A 17,706-nucleotide genomic window follows, 5' to 3' on the forward strand; every position below is an offset into this window, starting at 1 on the left:
CCATCCGATACCCGAGGGCGGCGTAACCATGTCCAGAAGATCGTCGGTAAGCCGTATGCGGGAAAACCGCACGTACGGATTGAAAGGGGGATGGGGAAACAGGACCGCTACGCGGTCCCTGCGCCCCTGACTACCAATGACCGTCACCGAGCAGCCGATGGGTCTGCGCGGGCAGCTCGTCCGCTTCGTCGCCGTCGGCGCGGTGGCGGCGCTCGTCGACTTCGGCGTGTACTTCCTGCTCCTCGCCGCCGGTGTCTGGGTGCCGGCGGCGAAGGGCACCAGCTTCATCCTGGGCACCACCACGGCGTACCTGCTCAACCGCCGCTTCACCTTCACCGCGAGCGCGGGCGGCCGGGCCCGGTTCGCCGGGTTCGTGCTCCTCTACGTCACCACGTTCGCGCTCAACGTCGGCATGAACACGCTGGCCCTCACGCTGTTGCCCGACGGGCTGGCGCTGCGGTTCGTCATGGCCTGGGTCATCGCGCAGGGCACGGCCACCGCCGTCAACTTCGTCATGCTGCGCACGGTCGTCTTCCGCACCTGACAACGCTCGCGACGCCCGTGGTCAGGCGCGGTGGAAGCGCTCCGCCCGGCCCTGGCGGATCAGCCGCAGCCAGGTGCCGAACTCGCGCGGGCTGCGCCGGGTGACGAGGAAGTACCAGCCGAAGCGGGGCAGCTCCAGCAGCCCCACGCGGCGCATCCCGGGCTGGGAGATCAGGTAGCCGCGGTTGCGGTAGGTGTAGTAGCGCTTGACCTCGTCCTCGGGGTCGCGCGCGTGCAGCCGCCCGCCCAGCATCGGCTTGTCCTCGTGCCGCCCGGCCGGGTGCAGGTACGCGGCCCGCAGCGCGGTGCCGAACGGGAGCCCCGAGCGCACCAGGCGGCGGTGCATCTCCACCTCGTCGCCGCGGACGAACAGCCGCAGGTCCGGCACGCCGACGACGTCGAGGGTGGACGCCCGGAACAGCGCGCCGTTGAACAGGGCCGCGATGCCCGGCAGCAGTTCGGGATCGGCACCCTCGGCGGTGGCCAGTGCCGCGCGGGAGCTGTGCCAGGTGAGGCCACGGCGCACCGGGAACGCGAGGCGGTCGGGCTCGTCGAGGTCCGCGACGGTGGGGGAGACGGCCGCCAGCCCGCGCCGCCGCGCGAGGTCGAGCAGGGTGGCCAGCACGGTGTCGTCGGCCGCGCGCCCGTCGTCGTCGGCGAGCCAGACCCAGCCCGCGCCCATCGCGAGCGCGTGCAGCATGCCGAGCGCGAACCCGCCCGCGCCGCCGAGGTTGCTCCAGGACGGGAGCCAGGTGGCGGGGATGCCGCAGCCGTCCACGACGTCGCGGGCGGGCCGGTCGGGTCCGTTGTCCACGACGATGAGGTGGTCGACCCGGTGGGTCTGCGTCGCGAGCACGGCCAGCGCCTCGGTGAGCAGGGCGGCGCGGTGGCGGGTGACGACGACCGCGACCACCGAGTCCGGGCCGAGCGGACGGTCGGGTGCGGCGGCCGGGCCGGTGCCCGGAGCGGCGTCGGTCCGCTCGGCCTTGATCGGGGTTCGGGAACCGGGAACGGGTTCGGGCGCGCCTGCCGGTTCCGTTTCGTTGATCATGACGGGGTGGACCGGGTGGCGTCGGATGGGGTCACCGCACGGGGGGCCGGGTGTGGGATACGCCCGAGGGTTCCCGTCCGTCGATCAAGGCCCCGGTCCGCGGTGTCTCGTCCCGGCCGGGACCCCGTCCCCACGGCGGGGACGGCGCGGTCGTGGGGGCCGAGGTGCGCGCGGCGTACCGGCTCGTCCGTGATCACCGTGTCGGAACCGGGAGCGCGGCGGGGCACACCTGAGGGTTCCGGTCCGTCGATCACGGGTCCGTCGATCACGGGCCCGTCGGCCCCGGGCAGGGCGGGCCCGGACCGACGGTGCCCGTCACGCCCGGCCCCGGCCCCGGCCCGACGGTGCCCGTGACGCCCGGCCCGGGCCCGACCGTGCCCGTCACGCCCGGCCCCGGCCACCTCCACCCCGGCGGGCGGGGTCACCGCGCTTCGAGCTCCGCGAGGACGTCGCGGCCCTTGTAGTGGTGCAGCACGTCGCGCAGCGGGCCGTGCTCCCTGACCGTGCCGTGCTCCAGCCAGATCGCGGTGCTGCACAGGTCGGCGAGGAACTCGTCGGAGTGCGAGGCGAACACCAGCATCCCGGCGCGCTCCACCAGCTCGAACAACCGCTTGCGGGCCTTGGCCAGGAACTCGGCGTCGACCGCGCCGATGCCCTCGTCGAGCAGCAGGATCTCCGGGTCGATGCTCGTGACGACGCCCAGCGCCAGCCGGACCCGCATGCCGGTGGAGTAGGTGCGCAGCGGCATGTCGAGGTAGTTGCCGAGCTCGGTGAACTCCGCGATGTCGTCCACCCGGGATTCCATCTGCTTGCGCGTCATGCCCAGGAACAGGCCGCGGATGAGGATGTTCTCCAGGCCGGAGATCTCCGGGTCCATGCCCACGGCGAGGTCGAACACCGGCGCCACCTTGCCGACGACGGCCGCGCGGCCGCGCGTGGGCTCGTAGATGCCCGACATCAGCCGCAGCAGCGTCGACTTCCCGGCGCCGTTGTGCCCCACGAGCGCGACCCGGTCGCCCTGGCGCAGCGACAGCGTGATGTCGCGCAGCGCCTCGATGATGGGCACCTTGTTCCCGGTGCCGATGCGACCCCCGGCCTTGCCGAGCACGGCCTTCTTCAGCGACCGCGTCTTGGCGTCGAAGATCGGGAAGTCGACGGCTGCGCCCTCGATGTCGATGCTGACCATGTGACCTCTAGACCCAGTACGCGACGCGGGAACGGTAGTTGCGCAGCGCGACCAGCGCCACGAGACAACCGACGACCGTGATGCCCCCGACGACGGCCCAGTGCCGCCAGACGATCGGGTCGCCGATCAGCGGCTGACGGATGATCTCCACGAAGTGCATCACCGGGTTGAGCTCGACGTACGCGGCCAGCGGGTTGCCGCGCAGTCGCTCGTAGGACCACACGATCGGCGTCATGAAGAACAGCAGCTGCGACAGGCTCGCGATGATCGGCGGGATGTCGCGGAAGCGGGTGGCGATGATGCCCGTGAGCATCGCGATCCAGGCCCCGTTGAGCACCAGCAGGACGAACGCCGGGATCGCCATGAGCACCGACCAGCCCAGCGGGCGCGGGAAGATGAGCACGAGGACGGCCCACACCACGAGGTTGTGGGCGAAGAACAGGCTCTGGCGCCACACCAGCCGGTACACGTGCAGGCTCAACGGGGCGGGCAGGAACCGGATGAGCCCCTCGTTGGCGATGAAGACCTCGCTGCCCTCGAGGATGCAGCCGTTGATGAAGTACCAGATCAGCAGGCCGGTGGCGACGTAGGGCAGGAACGTCTCGATCGGCTCGTCGAACAGGGTGCCGTAGAGGATGCCCATCGCCGTGGCGACCACGGCCATCGTGATGCTGATCCACAACGGTCCGAGCACCGAGCGGCGGTAGCGCTGCTTGATGTCCTGCCAGCCGAGGTAGCCCCACAGCGGGCGCTGCTTCCAGCCCTGCCGCAGATCGCCGAAGGCGCGCGACCAGCTCCGTGGCCCGGGCTCGGCCGCGACGGGCTGCGGCGTCGCCTCGCCCGCTCCGCCGCCCGTCGTCACCGTCTGTGCCACGCGCCGAGCGTACCGGCGGGGGTGCAGCGGGGTCCGTCCCGGTGCAGGGGCCCAGGAATACGCCGCACGTTGTGTCGTTGTTCACCTGATCGGGTGAGGATGTGGCTCCCTCGATCAAGGAGCCGCATCGATGCACCCACTGTCCGTCCGGCGGGCCGTCACCGGCACCGCCCTGGCCCTGGCCGTCGGCGCCGCGACGCTCGTCACCGCACCCGCGGCATCGGCTGCCCCGCCCCGCGGCGGATTCACCCTGACCATCCTGCACAACAACGACGGCGAGTCGCAGCTGCGGGGCGCGCCGGGCCAGCCCGACTTCGGCGGCATCGCCCGCTTCGTCGCGCTGGAGTCCCAGCTCGAACGGGCCGCGCAGCGCGGCGGCGGGGGCGCGATCACCCTGTCCTCCGGCGACAACTTCCTGGCCGGTCCGGAGTTCCGGGCCAGCCTGGACAAGGGCATCCCGTTCTACGACTCGATCGCGCTGGACCGCATCCGCTACGACGCGCTCGCCATCGGCAACCACGAGTTCGACTTCGGTCCCGACGTGCTGGCCGACTTCATCTCCGGTTTCGGTCGGAACACGCCGTTCCTGTCGGCCAACCTGGACGTCTCCGGCGAGCCGCGGCTGGCGCGGCTCGCCGAGCGCGAACAGATCGCGGCCAGCACGGTCGTGCGCGAGGGCCGGGAGAGGATCGGGGTCGTCGGGGCCACCACCCCGGGCCTGGCCTCGATCTCCAGCCCGCGCGACGTGGTGGTCGACCCGGACGTGACGGCAGCCGTGCAGTCCGAGGTCGACGCGCTCACGGAGCGGGGCATCAACAAGATCATCCTGATCTCGCACCTGCAGAGCGTCGCCGAGGACCGCGAGCTGGTGGCGCAGCTTCGCGACGTCGACGTGGTGATCGCCGGCGGCGGGGACGACCTGCTCGCCAACGACGGTGACCTGCTCGTCCCCGGTGACGAGATCGGCACCGACCCGGGCACCGGCGAGGCGCTGAGCTACCCGCTCCCGGTGGCCGACGCGACCGGTGTGCAGATCCCCGTCGTCACCACGGCGGGCAACTACAAGTACCTGGGCCGCCTCGTCGTCGACTTCGACGCGCAGGGCGTGGTGACCCGGATCGACGAGAGCTCCGGTCCGGTGCGGGTGTCCGGGGTGGCCCCCGACGCGGTGGAGCCGGACCGCTTCGTCCAGCGCCGTGTCGTGGACCCGGTCGACGCGTTCGTCGCCGAGTTGGAGCAGACGGTGATCGCGCAGAGCGAGGTGGCGCTGGACGGCACCCGGGCCGCGGTCCGCGGCGCCGAGGCGAACCTGGGCAACCTGCTCGCCGACGCCCTGCTCGATGCGGGCACCGACCGCGCGGACGAGTTCGGCGTGACCGTGCCGCAGGTGGCGCTGCAGAACGGTGGCGGGATCCGCAACGACGCGGTCATCCCGGCGGGTCCGATCACCGAGCTGGACACCTTCGACATCGCGCCGTTCTCGAACTTCGTGTCGGTCGTCCCGGACGTGCCGCGCGCGCAGTTCAAGGAGATCCTGGAGAACGCGGTGTCCAACGTGCCGGCCGACGGCCGGTTCGCGCAGGTCGCGGGCTTCCGGTTCACCTACGACGCCGCCGCACCCGCACAGGTCGTGACCGACGACGGCACCGTCACCACGCCCGGCTCGCGGGTGCTGGAGGTCGTCCTCGACGACGGCACGGTGATCGTCACGGGCGGGCAGGTCGTCGACGGCGCGCCGATCTCGGTGGCCACCAACGACTTCTCCGCACGTGGCGGTGACCAGTACCCGTTCCGCGGGATGCCCTTCACCAGCGTCGGCGTGAGCTACCAGCAGGCACTGGCCGACTTCATCACCGCCGACGACGACCTCGCCGGCACGGTCACCGCAGCGGACTACCCGGAGGGTGGCGAGGGCCGGATCACGCGTCTGAACTGATCCGCGTCGCCGCCGGACGCGGCGACCCGATCAGAGGTACTGGCCTGTCCCGCGGCCCATCCCGCCCCCCTCCGGCGGGGTGGCGCCGGGGGGCAGGCCGCGGCGCATCTGTTCCAGCTGCGCGCGGGCGGCCATCTGCTGGGCGAACAGCGCGGTCTGGATGCCGTGGAAGAGCCCCTCCAGCCAGCCGACCAGCTGGGCCTGCGCGATCCGCAGCTCGGCGTCGGACGGGGTCGCTTCCTCGGTGAACGGCAGCGACAGGCGGCTGAGCTCCTCGCGCAGCTCCGGGGCGAGACCGTCCTCCAGCTCTTTGATCGAGTTCTCGTGGATCTCGCGGAGCCGCGCGCGGGACGCCTCGTCCAGGGGCGCGGCGCGCACCTCCTCCAGCAGCTGCTTGATCATGGTGCCGATCCGCATGACCTTCGCCGGCTGTTCGACCATGCCGCCGATGCCCCCGTCCTCTCCCTCGCCGGACTGGGGGACCTGCGCCATCCCGACCGGCTGCCCGTCCGGACCGATCACCATGACCTGCTGCTCGGCCCCGTTCTCAGGAGAACTCATGATTCACACTCCGCACTCGGCTGGTCACTGATCGATTAGGTGCACTCGCTACCGTATCCGGATGGCGTTCGACGTCGCTCGGGTGCGCGGGCTGGTGCCCGCACTCGGTGACGGATGGGTGCACCTCGACGCTACGGTCGGGATGCAGCCGCCCGAGAACGTCGTGTCGGCGGTGACGGGGGCGTTCCGGCGCACCCGCTCGATGCCCGGCGGCCCGTTCGCGGCGTCGCGGCTCGCGGCCGACCTCGACACCGAAGCGCGCCGGGCGGTGGCCGACCTCGTCGGCGGCGACGCCCGCGGCGTGGTGCTCGGCCCCGGCCCCGCCGAGCTGCTGCGCCGGCTCGCCGACGCCCTCGGCGACACCTGGACGCTCGGCGACGAGGTCGTCGTCACCCGCCTCGACGACGCCGCGAACGTGGTGCCCTGGATGTCGGCGGCCCGGCGGCGCGGGGTGTCGGTGCGCTGGGCCGAGATCGACATCGAGACCTGCGAGCTGCCGGCCTGGCAGTTCGACGAGCTGCTCACCGGCACCACCCGGGTCGTCGCCCTCACCGCGGCGTCGGGCCAGGTGGGCGTGCGCACCGACGTCGCGGCCATCGCCCGGTACACCCGCGAGGCGGGGGCGCTGCTCGTCGTCGACGCCTGCGCGGCCGCCGCGTACGGGCCGGCGCAGATCGACCAGCTCGGGGCCGACGTCCTCGTCCTCGACGCCGCGGCCTGGGGCGGGCCGCACCTCGGCGCACTGGTGTTCCGCGCGCCCGCGCTGCTCGACCGCCTCACCGCCTGCGCGCTGGACCCCACCGCACGCGGGCCGCACCGGCTCGAGCTCAGCCCGGCTCCCGCCCCACTGCTCGCCGGGCTCGTCGCGTCGATCGACCACCTCGCCGCACTCGACGACACCGCGACCGGCACCCGTCGCGAGCGCGTCGCGACCTCCCTCGACGCGCTGTCGCGCTACCAGGAACGCCTGCTCGACGACCTGCTCCTGGACCTCAGCGGCAGCACCACCACGGTGCTCGGCTCGGCGCGCGACCGGATCCCGGCGCTGGCGCTCACCCACGGCGTGAAGGCCTTCGACGTGGCCGAGCACCTGGCGCAGCACGGGATCTGCGCGTTCCCGGATCCGGGCGAGCAGGGCGTGCTCGCCCACCTGGGCACCGCCGAGATCGGGGGCGTCGTCCGCATCGGGTTCGGTCACTACACCACCCGCGGCGAGACCATCACGCTCGTCGACGCGCTGGCCGCCCTCGGCTGACTGTGAGTTCGCCGATCCGGCCGGGCGAGTGTGCCGATCCGCCCGGTGAGCATGCCGATCCACGGGGCCGAACCGGGGCGTCGCCCGCGCCCCGGCACGCGGGGCCGTGACCCGACCGACCGCCCGCTCAGCCCGTCGCGGGCGTCGTCAGCAGCAGCTTCCCGACGACCCCTCCGCCCTCCAACTGCGCGTGTGCCGCGGCGGCCCGCTCCATCGGCACGGTGCCGTGCACGATCGGCCGCACCCGGCCGTCGCCGATCATCGGCCAGACGTTGGCGGTCACCTCGGCGACGACGGCGCCCTTGCCGTTCGGCCCGTCCACGGGCCTGCCGCGCAGCCCCATCGCGGTGATGCTGCCCCGCTTGCGCAGCAGGGCGCCGATGTCGAGCTCGGCCTTCGTCCCGCCCTGCAACCCGATGATCACCAGGCGGCCGTCGGGGGCCAGGGCGTCGAGGTTCGCCGCGAGACCCTTGGCGCCCATGTTGTCGAGGATGACGTCCGCGCCGTGGCCGCCGGTGGCCTGCCGGAGAGCGTCGGGGATGTCGTCGTGGTAGTCGATGACGATGTCCGCGCCCAGCGAGCGGCAGCGCTCCAGCCGGTCCGGGGCGCCGGCCGTGGCCGCCACCCGCGCCCCCAGCGCCTTCGCCACCTGGATCGCGTGCGTCCCGATGCCGCTGCTGCCGCCCTGCACGAGGAACGTCTCCCCCGAGCCGAGCCGTCCGGCCATCACGATGTTCGACCACACCGTGCACGCCACCTCGGGCAGCCCGGCCGCGGTCACCAGGTTGACCCCCGGCGGGATGGGCATGAGCTGCGCCGCGGGCACCGCGACCTGCTCCGCGTAGCCGCCGCCGGCCAGCAGGGCACACACCTCGTCGCCGACCGACCAGCCGTCGACGCCCTCGCCGAGTGCGGCGATCCGGCCCGAGCACTCCAGGCCGATGATCTCCGAGGCGCCCGGCGGGGGCGGGTAGTGGCCCTGGCGCTGCATGAGGTCGGCGCGGTTGACCGCGCTCGCGACGACGTCGAGGACGACCTCGCCCGCCCCCGCGACGGGATCGGGCACCTCCGTCCACTGCATCGACTCGGGTCCACCCGGCTCGCTGACGGTGATCGCATACATGGGCGCGACGCTAATCCCTCCCGCTGCGGGCCTGCGTCGTCGCCCCTTCGGCCCCCGGGTTATCTCCTCGCGCCCGCGCGGCGATCGGGGGAGCGTGACCCGCCATGACCCACTGGCCGCTGCACGGGTCGTGGCTCGGCATGGCCCACCAGGGCGGCGGGCTGAGCACCGAGGACGTGCGCCTGGTCCTCGACGCCGCCGACCTGCGCCGTCCGGCCTGGACGCCGCGCACCGACGGCGTGGCTCCCTGCCCGGGCTTGCTCGGGGCGGCGTGATCGCCTTCCCGTCGATCGTCGCCGGGGCCGGTCCGAGGCTCAGGTGTCAGCCGAGGTCGACGCCCCGGGCGAACGTGTCGCACTGTGACGGGTCACCGGTCTCGTAGCCGGCGGTGTACCAGAGCTCGCGCTGCGCGGAGCTGCCGTGGCTGAACTGGCTCTCGTCCACCTGCCCGCCGCCGAGCTGGGTCTGGATGAAGTCGTCGCCGATGCGCTCGGCCGTGTCCAGCGCCGCGGCCACGTCGTCCTGCGTCACCTCGACGATCAGCGGCCGGCCCGAGGACGTGGGCACCGTGGTGGCGTGGTTGGCCCAGACACCCGCGTAGCAGTCGGCCTGCAATTCCAGGCGTACCGATCCCGAGGTGGGCCCGACGTCGCCGGACCGCACACGCGATGTGGTGCCGAGCAGGGCCTGGATGTGGTGGCCGTACTCGTGGGCCATCACGTAGGCGCGCGCGAACGGGCCGCCCTGGGCACCGAAGCGGGTCTCCAGCTCCTCGAAGAACGTGAGGTCGATGTAGACCTCGTTGTCGCCGGGGCAGTAGAACGGGCCGACCGCGGAGCTGGCGCTGCCGCAGGCGGTGTTGACACCACCGGTGAAGAAGTTGGTGCGCGGCGGCTGGTAGGTCTGGCCGGAGCGGGCGAACGCGTCGGTCCAGTAGCCGTCGAGCGAGTTGACGACGGCCACGACCTCGCAGTCGAGCTGGGTGTTGGCGTCGGCACCGGTCCGGCACGCCTGCGCGGCCTGCGAGGTGTCGGCCGTCTGGCCACTGGACAGGCCGGTGAGCCCCCCGGGCAGCTCGAAGCCCCCGCCGGGACCGCCGAGGCCGGACCCGCCGAGCTGGGAGATCAGGAAGTACAGGATCAGCCCGATGATGCCGAGCCCGCCGCCGCCCGCCGCGACCCGGCCGCCGAGCGCCCCGCCGCCCCGACGACCGCCGCCCCCGCCGCGCAGGTCGTCGATCTGCGAGGTGTCGAGATCGGCGTTCTCGTTGAACCGCATCGCTGTCCCTCCGGTGATCGGGGGAATCCCACCACACACGTCCCGCCGGACGACACCGGCCGTTCACGGTCACCTGCCAGGGTGACGCCATGACCCGACGCACCGTCACCGTCGCCGTGCTCGTCGGACTGGCGCTCTCCGTGCTGCCGGCCGCTCCCGCCGTCGCCGGGCCCCCCGCGGCGGAACTGCGCATCGCCACCTTCAACGCCTCGCTCAACCGCGCCGCCGCGGGCGAGCTCGCCGCCGACCTCTCCGCGCCGGGGGACCCGCAGGCCGCAGCGGTGGCCGAGGTGATCCAGCAGGTCCGGCCGCACGTGCTGCTGATCAACGAGTTCGACTACGACCCCGCCGCCGTCGACGGGTTCCGGGACAACTACCTGGAGCTGGGCGCGGACCCCATCGACTACCCGTACTCGTTCATCGCGCCGTCCAACACCGGTGTACCCAGCGGGTTCGACCTCAACGACGACGGCACCGTCGGCGGCCCCGACGACGGTCTGGGATTCGGGTTCTTCCCCGGCCAGTTCGGGATGCTCGTGCTGTCGCGGTTCCCGATCGACACCGGAGCGGCGCGCACGTTCCAGGACTTCAGGTGGGCCGACCTGCCCGGCAACCGGATCCCCGCGGGCTTCTTCACGCCCGAGGAGCTCGCGGTGCTGCCGCTGTCGTCCAAGTCGCACTGGGACGTGCCGGTCCGGGTCGGGAAGCGGACGGTGCACGTGCTGGCCAGCCATCCGACGCCGCCGACGTTCGACGGTCCCGAGGACCGCAACGGCCGGCGCAACGCCGACGAGATCCTGTTCTGGCGCCACTACGTGCAGCCCGGCCAGGCGTCCCGGGCCCTCTACGACGACGACGGCGAGCGCGGCGGCCTCGGTGGCGGCGAGCGGTTCGTGATCATGGGTGACCAGAACGCCGACCCGTTCGACGGCGACTCGTTCCCCGGCGCCGCCCAGCAGATCCTCACCGCGCAGCGGGTGATCGACCCGATGCCCGGTTCCGACGGGGGTGTCGAGGCGGCGCAGGTGCAGGGCGGCCCGAACCTGGCGCACTCCGGCGACCCGCGGCTGGACACCGCCGACTTCTCCGAACCCGTTCCGGGCAACCTGCGCGTCGACTACGTCCTGCCGTCGCGTCCCCTGCAGGTCCGGGGCGCCGGCGTGTACTGGCCCACCGCCCAGGACCCGCTCGCCCGCCTGAACGACGCGTCCGACCACCACCTGACGTGGGTGGACCTGCGCCTCCGCTGACCGCACGGCACGCGCGCCGGCTTCGGGTCGAACCTGGACGCCCGGCTGTCGGTGACGGCGCGGAACCGGGCGAGTGTCCCCACGGGCGTCGCCCCGAGCTGCCCGGCGAGGCGGACGGCCGCGTCCGTCCGCTGCGTGCGAACGGGACCCGGCCGCTACCCTGCGAGCAGGGAAGCGTGGCAGAGCGGCCGAATGCACTCGCCTTGAAAGCGAGAGACCCGCAAGGGTCCGGGGGTTCAAATCCCTCCGCTTCCGCCAGGTCTACCAGCGCAAACAGCATTCAGCGACCATCCTCGTCGGCGTTGTGGTCGGCGGTGGTCTCAGTTGTGGTCTCACTCGTGGCCCAGAGCAGGCCCCCGACGCGCTCGGCGACGTCGGCCCGGATCGCCGCGGTGAGGTGCTGGTAGCGCGCCGCCATGGAGCTGTGCGACCAGCCCATGAGGCTCATGACCACACGCTCCGGGACGCCGAGCAGCAGGAGGACGGTGGCAGCCGTGTGCCTCGCGTCGTGAAGACGGACGTCCCGGACGCCGGCCTCCCGTAGGAGGTCCTTCCAGTGCTTGTTGTCCGTCCGGAAGTGGATCGTCTCGCCCGTCTCGGAGGCGAAGATCCAGCCTCCGTCACGCCAGAGCTGCCCGGCGGTCACACGCTCGTTCTCCTGCTCGACGCGGTGCTTGCGGAGAAGATCGACGAGCGGAGCCGGCAGGCCGATCACACGCCGGCCCGCCCGCGTCTTCGTCTCGGCGGCGACGGCATGAACGTTCCGGCGTTGTGGGCAGTTGCCCGCCCGTCGCCCGCACGAGCCCCCGCAGCCGTGAACCCACTTCGGCCGTTGCAGCGAGCGCCGTATGACCATCCGACTCGCGTCGAGATCGACGTCCGTCCACTGGAGCCCGAGAGCCTCGCCCTGGCGGAGCCCGAGCGCGAGCGCGACGGCCCAGCGGGCGCGGTTGCGGTGTCGGCCGGCGGTGTCGAGCAGCCGGCGCACCTCGTCGAGGCTGAGGGGATCGACCTCCCACTCGGCGAGCCTCGGCGGCTTCGCGAGGACTGCCGGATTCTGGCGGAGGTGACCGCGCCGCACGGCCACGTTCAACGCGGTCCGGACCGTGCGATGTGCCTGGTGTGCGGTGGCGGGCGCCCGGCCGGCCTCCAGCATCCGGACGTAGACCTTCTCCAGGTGTTCGGGTTCGAGCCGGTCCAGGCGGTGAGCGCCGATGGCTGGTGTCAGGTGCTTGTAAACAGCGAACCGGTAGCCGGCGAGCGTCGACGGCCGCACGGTGGGTGCCGCGATGTTCTCCACCCAGTGCGCCAACCACTGCTCGACCGTCCAGCCCTGGCCCGGCTTCTGCAGGTGGCCGTCGTCGCGGGCCTTCTCGATGTCGCGGGCCTTCTTGCGGACCTCCTTCTCGGAGCGTCCTGTCACGTGCCGGCGGTCCGGCCGGCCGTCGTCCCGCACACCGACGGTGATCCGACCGTGCCAGCGGCCGTCCGCGCCGGGATAGAAGCTGCCCGCGCCGTTTGGGGCGCGGGTTCCAGCCTTCCGCCGGGTCATCGCTGCCGCTCCCGGATGAACAGTCGGAGTGCATCCAACGGGACGCGGCGCAGGCGTCCGATCGGCACCGTGGCGACTTGCCCGGTTCGGATCAGCTCGAACATCGTCGTCCGGCCGATGCGCAGGACCTCTGCGGCCTCCTCGACGGTGAGCAGTAGTTGCGGTTGAACAGTCGTCTCGGTGGTCACGGGGGCTCCTCAGGTGAGGCCAGCGGCGAGCAGGGTGGCGGAGATGCCGGCGGCGGCGCCCAGGACGACGCCGGCCAGGACGAGCGGGCCGACCCCGCGGGCCTTCCAGGCCAGCGCGATGAGGACGATCGAGAGCAGCAGGACGGTCACGGCGATGGTCGTTGCGGTACTCATCTCGCTGTCTCCTGTCGGTTGTGAATTGCGGCGGCGAGCTGGTCATCGGCGGCGAGTTCGTCCCAGCCGATGCGCTTGTCCGCGTGCGCGGCGGCCAGGGCGCGGATCTCGACGGTGGTCAGGTAGGAGCAGCGGGCGTAGTGCCACTGCTGCCCGTCCTGCACGATCGCCATCCCGGGCCGCACGAGGGTCAGGGCGCGCTTCTGGTCCTCGGACGCGAGCCCGCCGAGCACCATCTCCGCTGTCTGGGGGTCGTTGACCTGCAGGCAGACACGCCCGGACACCTGCGCGCGGATGCTGGTGATGTTCTTGCCCAGGTCGGAGCCGAAGCGTTGCCCGCAGAGCATGACGTGGATGCCCATCGCACGGACCAGTTGCACGATGCGCAGCAGTTCCCGGAGCAGCTGGTCGGCGATCTTCTCGGTCTGGTGGTCGTGGGCCAGCTCGGCGACCTCGTCGACGAGCACGTACACCCGTCGCAGGTGCACGCCGGCAGCGTCCGCTTCGGCGACGTTGCGCACGCCCAGCCGGCGCAGGATCGCCGCGCGCTGCTCGGCCAGCCCCAGCACCCGCCCGCAGGACGCCAGGACCTCCCGTTGCGTGACGGCGGCCTCGGTGTAGCGGGCGCGCCAGGCTTCGGCCTCGATCCCGAACTTGAGGTCCCAGAACACGAGCACGCCGTCGGTCGGCGCGATCGCGGCCTGCACGCAGGACAGCAGCATCGACTTGCCCGAGCCGGTGGCGCCGATGAGCTGGTAGTGCGGGTGCTCGGTGAAATCCAGGACCATCGGGTCGCCGGTCTCGGTCGCCCCGACCGCGAGCCGGCCAGCCTCGATCTCCCGCGGACGCTCGGTGACCCGGACGAGCGGGTCACGGCGCAGGATGCGCAGCTCGAGGAACCCGGGCTGTTCGGGCAGCTCGATCGCCTTGACGGCCTGGACGCGCGCGGTGTGCCGCAGCGGGATCGCCGCCTCGGTGTACTGCCCGAGGTGCTGGCCGGGGCGTAGCCGCACCCGCATGGTCCAGCCGTGCGCGTTCACCCGGTAGCGGTCGAGCCGGGGCACCGCGTGCACGGTGGTGTGCAGCCGGGTGCCGTACTGGTCGGTCTGGGTGCGCTGGATCGCCAGGCCGGTGGCGGCGCAGGACGCCTTCCACAGCAGTCCGAGCCGGGCCAGCGTCAGCAGCGTGCACAGGTACCGCCAGGCGGTGATGGTGCCGCGGATCAGCGCCGAGCCAGCGCGGATCGCCGCGGTGCGGATCACCGCCCAGTAGTCGGGTCCCGGGTCGGTCGTGGCCGTGGGGGTCATGTCGATGGCGGTCGGATTCATCGCGGCGCTCCTTCGCGTCGATCTGGGTCGGGCGTCTGGGGGAGGACGGTCTGTCGTGGGTGGGCGCCACAGCGGCCCTGACGGCGGACGCGGCGGCTGATCAGCGGCCGCCCGCAGACCTCGCACTGGTCGGTCAGCGGGGGCCGGACGCGCGCGGTCACGGCGTGCGCCCCGCGGGCTCGGCGTCGAGCGCGGGCCAGTGCTGGGCGAACTCGGCGTACTCGCGAGCGCGAGCCCGGGCGGCGCACTGGGCGTCGGTCGCGGCGCGGCGGTGCACGGGTTCGGCCGTGTGCCGGACAAGCAGCGTCCACAGCCGGGCCTCCTGCTCGTGCAGAGTCGAGAGCCGGCGGTACTTGGCCGCGCCGGTGATCAGGACGGCGGCGCGCTGTTGCTCGCTGCGGACCCGGCGGACCGCGGCTTCGACCATCGACGGAACGGACAGGAGCGGGGAGTGGATCGAGGTGGTCATGTGCGCGCGCTCCTCGGTGTGGGCGTCGGGTTGGTGGGCGCGATCTCGCCGAGGTAGAGCCAGCCCCCGCACTCAGGGCAGCCGTTCGACAGGGCCTGTACGTGCTCGGCGGTCCAGCTGGGCACGGCGGGCTCCCAGGCGTAGCGGCAGCTCTCGCAGATCAGCACCGGTCGCGCTTGGCGACCGCGGCGGGTGTGCGCGGCCGGTTCATCGCCGCACCTGCCGGTTCTGGCCGCCGGCCCGGCGGCGGCGGTGCCCCTTCCAGATCTCCGACCATGCCGACCAGCCCAGGTAGCCTGCGGCCAGCGTGAGACCGAGGTATAGGGACGGCTCGGACAGCGCCGTGGCGAGCCGGTCCAGCTCCGGCCAGACCGCGCAGGCCAGGGCGAAGGCGCACATGAACGCGAGCCACCCGGCGACGAACTGGTAGCCGCTGATGCGGTCGAGCCACCTCATGGCCGGCCCTCCCCACGCGCGCTGAGGTAGACCGCGATCGCGTAGCCGTCGTGCTCCCCGGTCAGCGGGTACACCCGCGCCCCCTCGATCGCGCGCAGCGCGCGCACTCCGTGCCGGTCGCAGCCCGGCCGGGACCCACCGACCTGATCCACGATCCGCACCACGGCGGGCCGGTCGCAGCGCGGCTCGCCGGCCGTCGTCAGCTCGCATCCCGCGCACATCAGCTCACCGCCTCGGCGGCAGGACGCGGCTTGCCGCCGGTGGCATTGATCGGGCGCATGGAGCTGGCCCGGTACCAGACCTGCACGCCGATGGGCTGGCCCTCGCGATTGCGCTTCTCCATGACGCCGATCTCGAAGTCGGTCAGCTCCATGAACGTCCCCGGTGCGAGTCCGTCGCCCGGGTTGCGCTCTGCATCGATCGTGACGTTGATCAGCTCCCGGACAGGGCGCCCGAACGCCCGGAACTCCGCCGCGAGCTGGGCAACCCACTTCGGCAGTCCGGCCTTGCTCGTCTCCTGCCGCTCGTTGTCGCCGAACGCCAGCTTCGGGGACACCCCGAGCAGCATCAGCGTTGCGAACGTCCGTGCCTGGTCGATCTTGTAGTTCTGGATCACGAGCCCGTCCTCTCGTCGCCGGGACCCGCTCGGGTCCTCTAGGCAAGTGGACGGTAGCACAGATAGCTAGGCACCTAGAGGAGTTGAGCTGTCGTCGACGGGAGGGCGTCGCGTCAGCGGGCTGGGAAGTCGTACTCCAGAACGTAGGCAGGAGCGGCCTTCACCGTGTCGCACGCCTCTACGGCGCGACCCTCCGTGTCGTAGGCGGTGCGCAGCACGGCGAGCACTGGTGTCCCTGGGGAGAGCCGCAGGCGGCGCCGCTCGTCGGCGGTCGGCATCCGCGCGGTGACTTCCTCGGTGAACCGGTCGAGGGTGTGGCCGGTCTCCTCCAGGCGCGCGTAGATGCCTCCTGGCCCGCTGTCGTGTTCGACGATGCGGGTGCCCGCGGCGAGGTCCGCTGGGATGTAGGAGACCGCTGTCTCGATGGGCTGGCCGGAAGCGAGATATCGCCGCGACCGGATCACGACCTGCGCGGCATCGTCGAGCTTCAGCCGTTCCCGGATGAGTGCCGGCGCCGGCCCACGGCCGACCTCGATCTCGTCCACGCCCGGCGTGACGCCGGCCTTCTCGGCCTCGGCAAGGAAGGCGGCCTGCCCGGCGTCCCGATGCCGCCGCGCGAACCGGTCGGACGCAAGCCGGCGCACGGGTGCCGGCAGCCGGACGAACACGCCGCGGCCCTGCTCGGCGACGACCCGCCCCTCGGTGCGGAGCTCCTGCACCGCCTGGCGGACGGTCATCCGAGCCACGTCGTAGTGGCGCATCAGCTCGGCTTCCGACGGCAGCTTGTCGCCGGCCGCGATGTCGCCGCGATCCATCGCGGCGCGCAGCTGGTCAGCGATCTGCCGGTACGGGGCGCGATCCCCGCTCCGGTCGAGCGACCCGAGCGCCACAACTCCTCCAGGCGTGTAGATAGCTGTAGCTTATGGCCACTACAGGCATCAGGAGCAACTGGAGACTCTGGAGGCAGCTCGGTGGCCGACACCCCGAAGCACTCGGTGAGCGTCGCCGGTATCGTCATCCGCGACGACGGGCGCATCCTCGCCATTCAGCGCCGCGACAACCACCACTGGGAACCGCCCGGCGGTGTGCTGGAGCTGGACGAGACGTTCGAAGCCGGCGTCCGCCGTGAGGTGCACGAGGAGACCGGCGTCGACGTCGAGGTCGAGCGCCTCAGCGGCGTCTACAAGAACCTGCCACGCGGCATCGTCGCCCTCGTTTTCCGCTGCCACCCCCGAACCGCCGCGGCCACCAACACCGCCGAAGCAACCCGCATCGCGTGGCTGACCGTCGACGAGATCACGGCACACATGGACCCGGCGTACGCCGTCCGCGTCACCGACGCACTCTCAGATTCTCCAGCCACCCGCGCGCACGACGGCACCAACCTGGTCACCGCTTGAACGCTCGTCTTCGGCGATAGCCGCAGAGTCGGCGCTCGCCTTGCGAAGCCTTCGGTCGGGGACTCTTACAGCGCAGAGCGGCGACGGCATGTATCAGCGGCGAGTCCGCGCTCATCACGTTGAGCCGGCTAGCAGGCATGTCCCGGATTACGTCCGTCACCGGCACACATCACCGGACGGGTCACGCGGGGCACGTCGGCCGCGACGCCGACGGCCAGCCCGCCGACCCCGGCGCGGGTGCCCGATGAGGGCCGCGTCGCCGCCGATCGAGCGGGCCGCGCACGCCGTAGCCGCCAACCTGGTCGCCGCGCACGGATGGGGCAAACCCCACGGGCCGATGATGGCACGGTGATCGCCGCGCGAGGTGGGCGTGGACGTTGATCGGACAGCATCCGCGGACACGTCGCGACGATCGTCCGAGTGGGACCGGCCGTGGGGGGGGGCCCCCCCGGGGGGGCCCCAGCCC

Annotated in this window: 22 protein-coding genes and 1 tRNA gene; 7 read left to right on the forward strand and 16 right to left on the reverse strand. The window is 72.4% G+C overall.

Annotated features, from left to right (window positions below):
• Positions 1 to 136: 136 nt before the first annotated feature.
• Complete coding sequence (locus tag Q1K26_RS21090; RefSeq protein ID WP_300015735.1) at positions 137 to 544, forward strand: GtrA family protein; 408 nt, start codon at positions 137 to 139, stop codon at positions 542 to 544.
• 21 nt (positions 545 to 565) lie between these two features.
• Here the strand turns inward: Q1K26_RS21090 and Q1K26_RS21095 are convergent, their stop codons facing one another.
• From Q1K26_RS21095 to Q1K26_RS21105, 3 genes are all read right to left on the reverse strand, one after another.
• Positions 566 to 1,594 (reverse strand): glycosyltransferase family 2 protein, encoded by a 1,029-nt coding sequence (locus Q1K26_RS21095; RefSeq protein WP_300015737.1) that lies wholly within the window; start codon positions 1,592 to 1,594, stop codon positions 566 to 568.
• 421 nt (positions 1,595 to 2,015) lie between these two features.
• The gene (locus Q1K26_RS21100) at positions 2,016 to 2,780 is read right to left on the reverse strand and encodes an ABC transporter ATP-binding protein (protein ID WP_300015740.1); all 765 of its coding nucleotides are present in this window, start codon (positions 2,778 to 2,780) and stop codon (positions 2,016 to 2,018) included.
• Positions 2,781 to 2,787: 7 nt separating this feature from the next.
• Positions 2,788 to 3,552: an ABC transporter permease gene (locus Q1K26_RS21105; protein WP_300015796.1), complete on the reverse strand. Its 765-nt coding sequence runs from the start codon at positions 3,550 to 3,552 to the stop codon at positions 2,788 to 2,790.
• 232 nt (positions 3,553 to 3,784) lie between these two features.
• On the opposite strand from Q1K26_RS21105, the gene Q1K26_RS21110 reads away from it, so the two are divergent.
• Complete coding sequence (locus tag Q1K26_RS21110) at positions 3,785 to 5,590, forward strand: 5'-nucleotidase C-terminal domain-containing protein (protein WP_300015743.1); 1,806 nt, start codon at positions 3,785 to 3,787, stop codon at positions 5,588 to 5,590.
• A gap of 30 nt (positions 5,591 to 5,620) precedes the next feature.
• Here the strand turns inward: Q1K26_RS21110 and Q1K26_RS21115 are convergent, their stop codons facing one another.
• Positions 5,621 to 6,082: a bacterial proteasome activator family protein gene (locus Q1K26_RS21115; RefSeq protein WP_300015799.1), complete on the reverse strand. Its 462-nt coding sequence runs from the start codon at positions 6,080 to 6,082 to the stop codon at positions 5,621 to 5,623.
• A gap of 130 nt (positions 6,083 to 6,212) precedes the next feature.
• Here Q1K26_RS21115 and Q1K26_RS21120 point away from each other — a divergent pair, with 130 nt between their 5' ends.
• Positions 6,213 to 7,406, forward strand: a complete 1,194-nt coding sequence (locus Q1K26_RS21120) for an aminotransferase class V-fold PLP-dependent enzyme (RefSeq protein ID WP_300015746.1) — start codon at positions 6,213 to 6,215, stop codon at positions 7,404 to 7,406.
• A gap of 127 nt (positions 7,407 to 7,533) precedes the next feature.
• On the opposite strand, the gene Q1K26_RS21125 is transcribed toward Q1K26_RS21120, so the two are convergent.
• Positions 7,534 to 8,529, reverse strand: coding sequence for an NAD(P)H-quinone oxidoreductase (locus Q1K26_RS21125; protein WP_300015749.1), 996 nt, complete (start codon positions 8,527 to 8,529; stop codon positions 7,534 to 7,536).
• Between the two features lie 104 nt (positions 8,530 to 8,633).
• Between Q1K26_RS21125 and Q1K26_RS21130 the strand changes: the two genes are divergently transcribed.
• On the forward strand, positions 8,634 to 8,804 hold the full coding sequence (locus Q1K26_RS21130; RefSeq protein ID WP_300015754.1) for a hypothetical protein: 171 nt from the start codon (positions 8,634 to 8,636) through the stop codon (positions 8,802 to 8,804).
• A 46-nt stretch (positions 8,805 to 8,850) separates the two neighbouring features.
• On the opposite strand, the gene Q1K26_RS21135 is transcribed toward Q1K26_RS21130, so the two are convergent.
• Positions 8,851 to 9,807, reverse strand: coding sequence for a neutral zinc metallopeptidase (locus Q1K26_RS21135; RefSeq protein ID WP_300015757.1), 957 nt, complete (start codon positions 9,805 to 9,807; stop codon positions 8,851 to 8,853).
• Positions 9,808 to 9,896: 89 nt separating this feature from the next.
• Here Q1K26_RS21135 and Q1K26_RS21140 point away from each other — a divergent pair, with 89 nt between their 5' ends.
• Together Q1K26_RS21140 and Q1K26_RS21145 are read left to right on the forward strand one after the other, a co-directional pair.
• A complete protein-coding gene (locus Q1K26_RS21140; RefSeq protein WP_300015760.1) occupies positions 9,897 to 11,057 on the forward strand; it encodes an endonuclease/exonuclease/phosphatase family protein in 1,161 nt (386 codons plus the stop codon).
• A gap of 170 nt (positions 11,058 to 11,227) precedes the next feature.
• Positions 11,228 to 11,315, forward strand: a tRNA-Ser gene (locus Q1K26_RS21145).
• A gap of 22 nt (positions 11,316 to 11,337) precedes the next feature.
• Here Q1K26_RS21145 and Q1K26_RS21150 read toward each other — a convergent pair.
• The 10 genes from Q1K26_RS21150 to Q1K26_RS21195 form a co-directional block, all read right to left on the reverse strand.
• On the reverse strand, positions 11,338 to 12,480 hold the full coding sequence (locus Q1K26_RS21150) for a site-specific integrase (protein WP_300015763.1): 1,143 nt from the start codon (positions 12,478 to 12,480) through the stop codon (positions 11,338 to 11,340).
• 125 nt (positions 12,481 to 12,605) lie between these two features.
• Positions 12,606 to 12,797, reverse strand: a complete 192-nt coding sequence (locus Q1K26_RS21155) for a helix-turn-helix domain-containing protein (protein ID WP_300015766.1) — start codon at positions 12,795 to 12,797, stop codon at positions 12,606 to 12,608.
• A 9-nt stretch (positions 12,798 to 12,806) separates the two neighbouring features.
• Positions 12,807 to 12,971 carry a hypothetical protein gene (locus tag Q1K26_RS21160; RefSeq protein WP_300015769.1) on the reverse strand — a complete coding sequence of 55 codons (165 nt, stop codon included), beginning with the start codon at positions 12,969 to 12,971 and terminating at the stop codon, positions 12,807 to 12,809.
• Positions 12,968 to 14,299, reverse strand: coding sequence for an FtsK/SpoIIIE domain-containing protein (locus Q1K26_RS21165; RefSeq protein WP_300015772.1), 1,332 nt, complete (start codon positions 14,297 to 14,299; stop codon positions 12,968 to 12,970). The genes Q1K26_RS21160 and Q1K26_RS21165 overlap by 4 nt, the downstream gene beginning before the upstream one ends.
• A gap of 157 nt (positions 14,300 to 14,456) precedes the next feature.
• A complete protein-coding gene (locus Q1K26_RS21170; protein ID WP_300015775.1) occupies positions 14,457 to 14,768 on the reverse strand; it encodes a hypothetical protein in 312 nt (103 codons plus the stop codon).
• Entirely contained in the window at positions 14,765 to 14,935 is a 171-nt protein-coding gene (locus Q1K26_RS21175) for a hypothetical protein (protein WP_300015778.1), read from the reverse strand. The genes Q1K26_RS21170 and Q1K26_RS21175 overlap by 4 nt, the downstream gene beginning before the upstream one ends.
• 40 nt (positions 14,936 to 14,975) lie before the next feature.
• Positions 14,976 to 15,224: a hypothetical protein gene (locus Q1K26_RS21180; RefSeq protein WP_300015781.1), complete on the reverse strand. Its 249-nt coding sequence runs from the start codon at positions 15,222 to 15,224 to the stop codon at positions 14,976 to 14,978.
• Positions 15,221 to 15,445 carry a hypothetical protein gene (locus Q1K26_RS21185; RefSeq protein ID WP_300015784.1) on the reverse strand — a complete coding sequence of 75 codons (225 nt, stop codon included), beginning with the start codon at positions 15,443 to 15,445 and terminating at the stop codon, positions 15,221 to 15,223. Before Q1K26_RS21185 ends, Q1K26_RS21180 begins: the two co-directional genes overlap by 4 nt.
• Complete coding sequence (locus tag Q1K26_RS21190) at positions 15,445 to 15,840, reverse strand: hypothetical protein (protein ID WP_300015787.1); 396 nt, start codon at positions 15,838 to 15,840, stop codon at positions 15,445 to 15,447. The genes Q1K26_RS21185 and Q1K26_RS21190 overlap by 1 nt, the downstream gene beginning before the upstream one ends.
• Positions 15,841 to 15,953: 113 nt before the next feature.
• Positions 15,954 to 16,730 (reverse strand): GntR family transcriptional regulator, encoded by a 777-nt coding sequence (locus Q1K26_RS21195; RefSeq protein WP_300015790.1) that lies wholly within the window; start codon positions 16,728 to 16,730, stop codon positions 15,954 to 15,956.
• 81 nt (positions 16,731 to 16,811) lie between these two features.
• On the opposite strand from Q1K26_RS21195, the gene Q1K26_RS21200 reads away from it, so the two are divergent.
• The gene (locus tag Q1K26_RS21200; protein WP_300015793.1) at positions 16,812 to 17,240 is read left to right on the forward strand and encodes an NUDIX hydrolase; all 429 of its coding nucleotides are present in this window, start codon (positions 16,812 to 16,814) and stop codon (positions 17,238 to 17,240) included.
• The last annotated feature ends 466 nt before the right edge of the window (positions 17,241 to 17,706 follow it).

This window comes from Pseudonocardia sp. (assembly GCF_029263155.1).
Taxonomy (GTDB): domain Bacteria; phylum Actinomycetota; class Actinomycetes; order Mycobacteriales; family Pseudonocardiaceae; genus Pseudonocardia.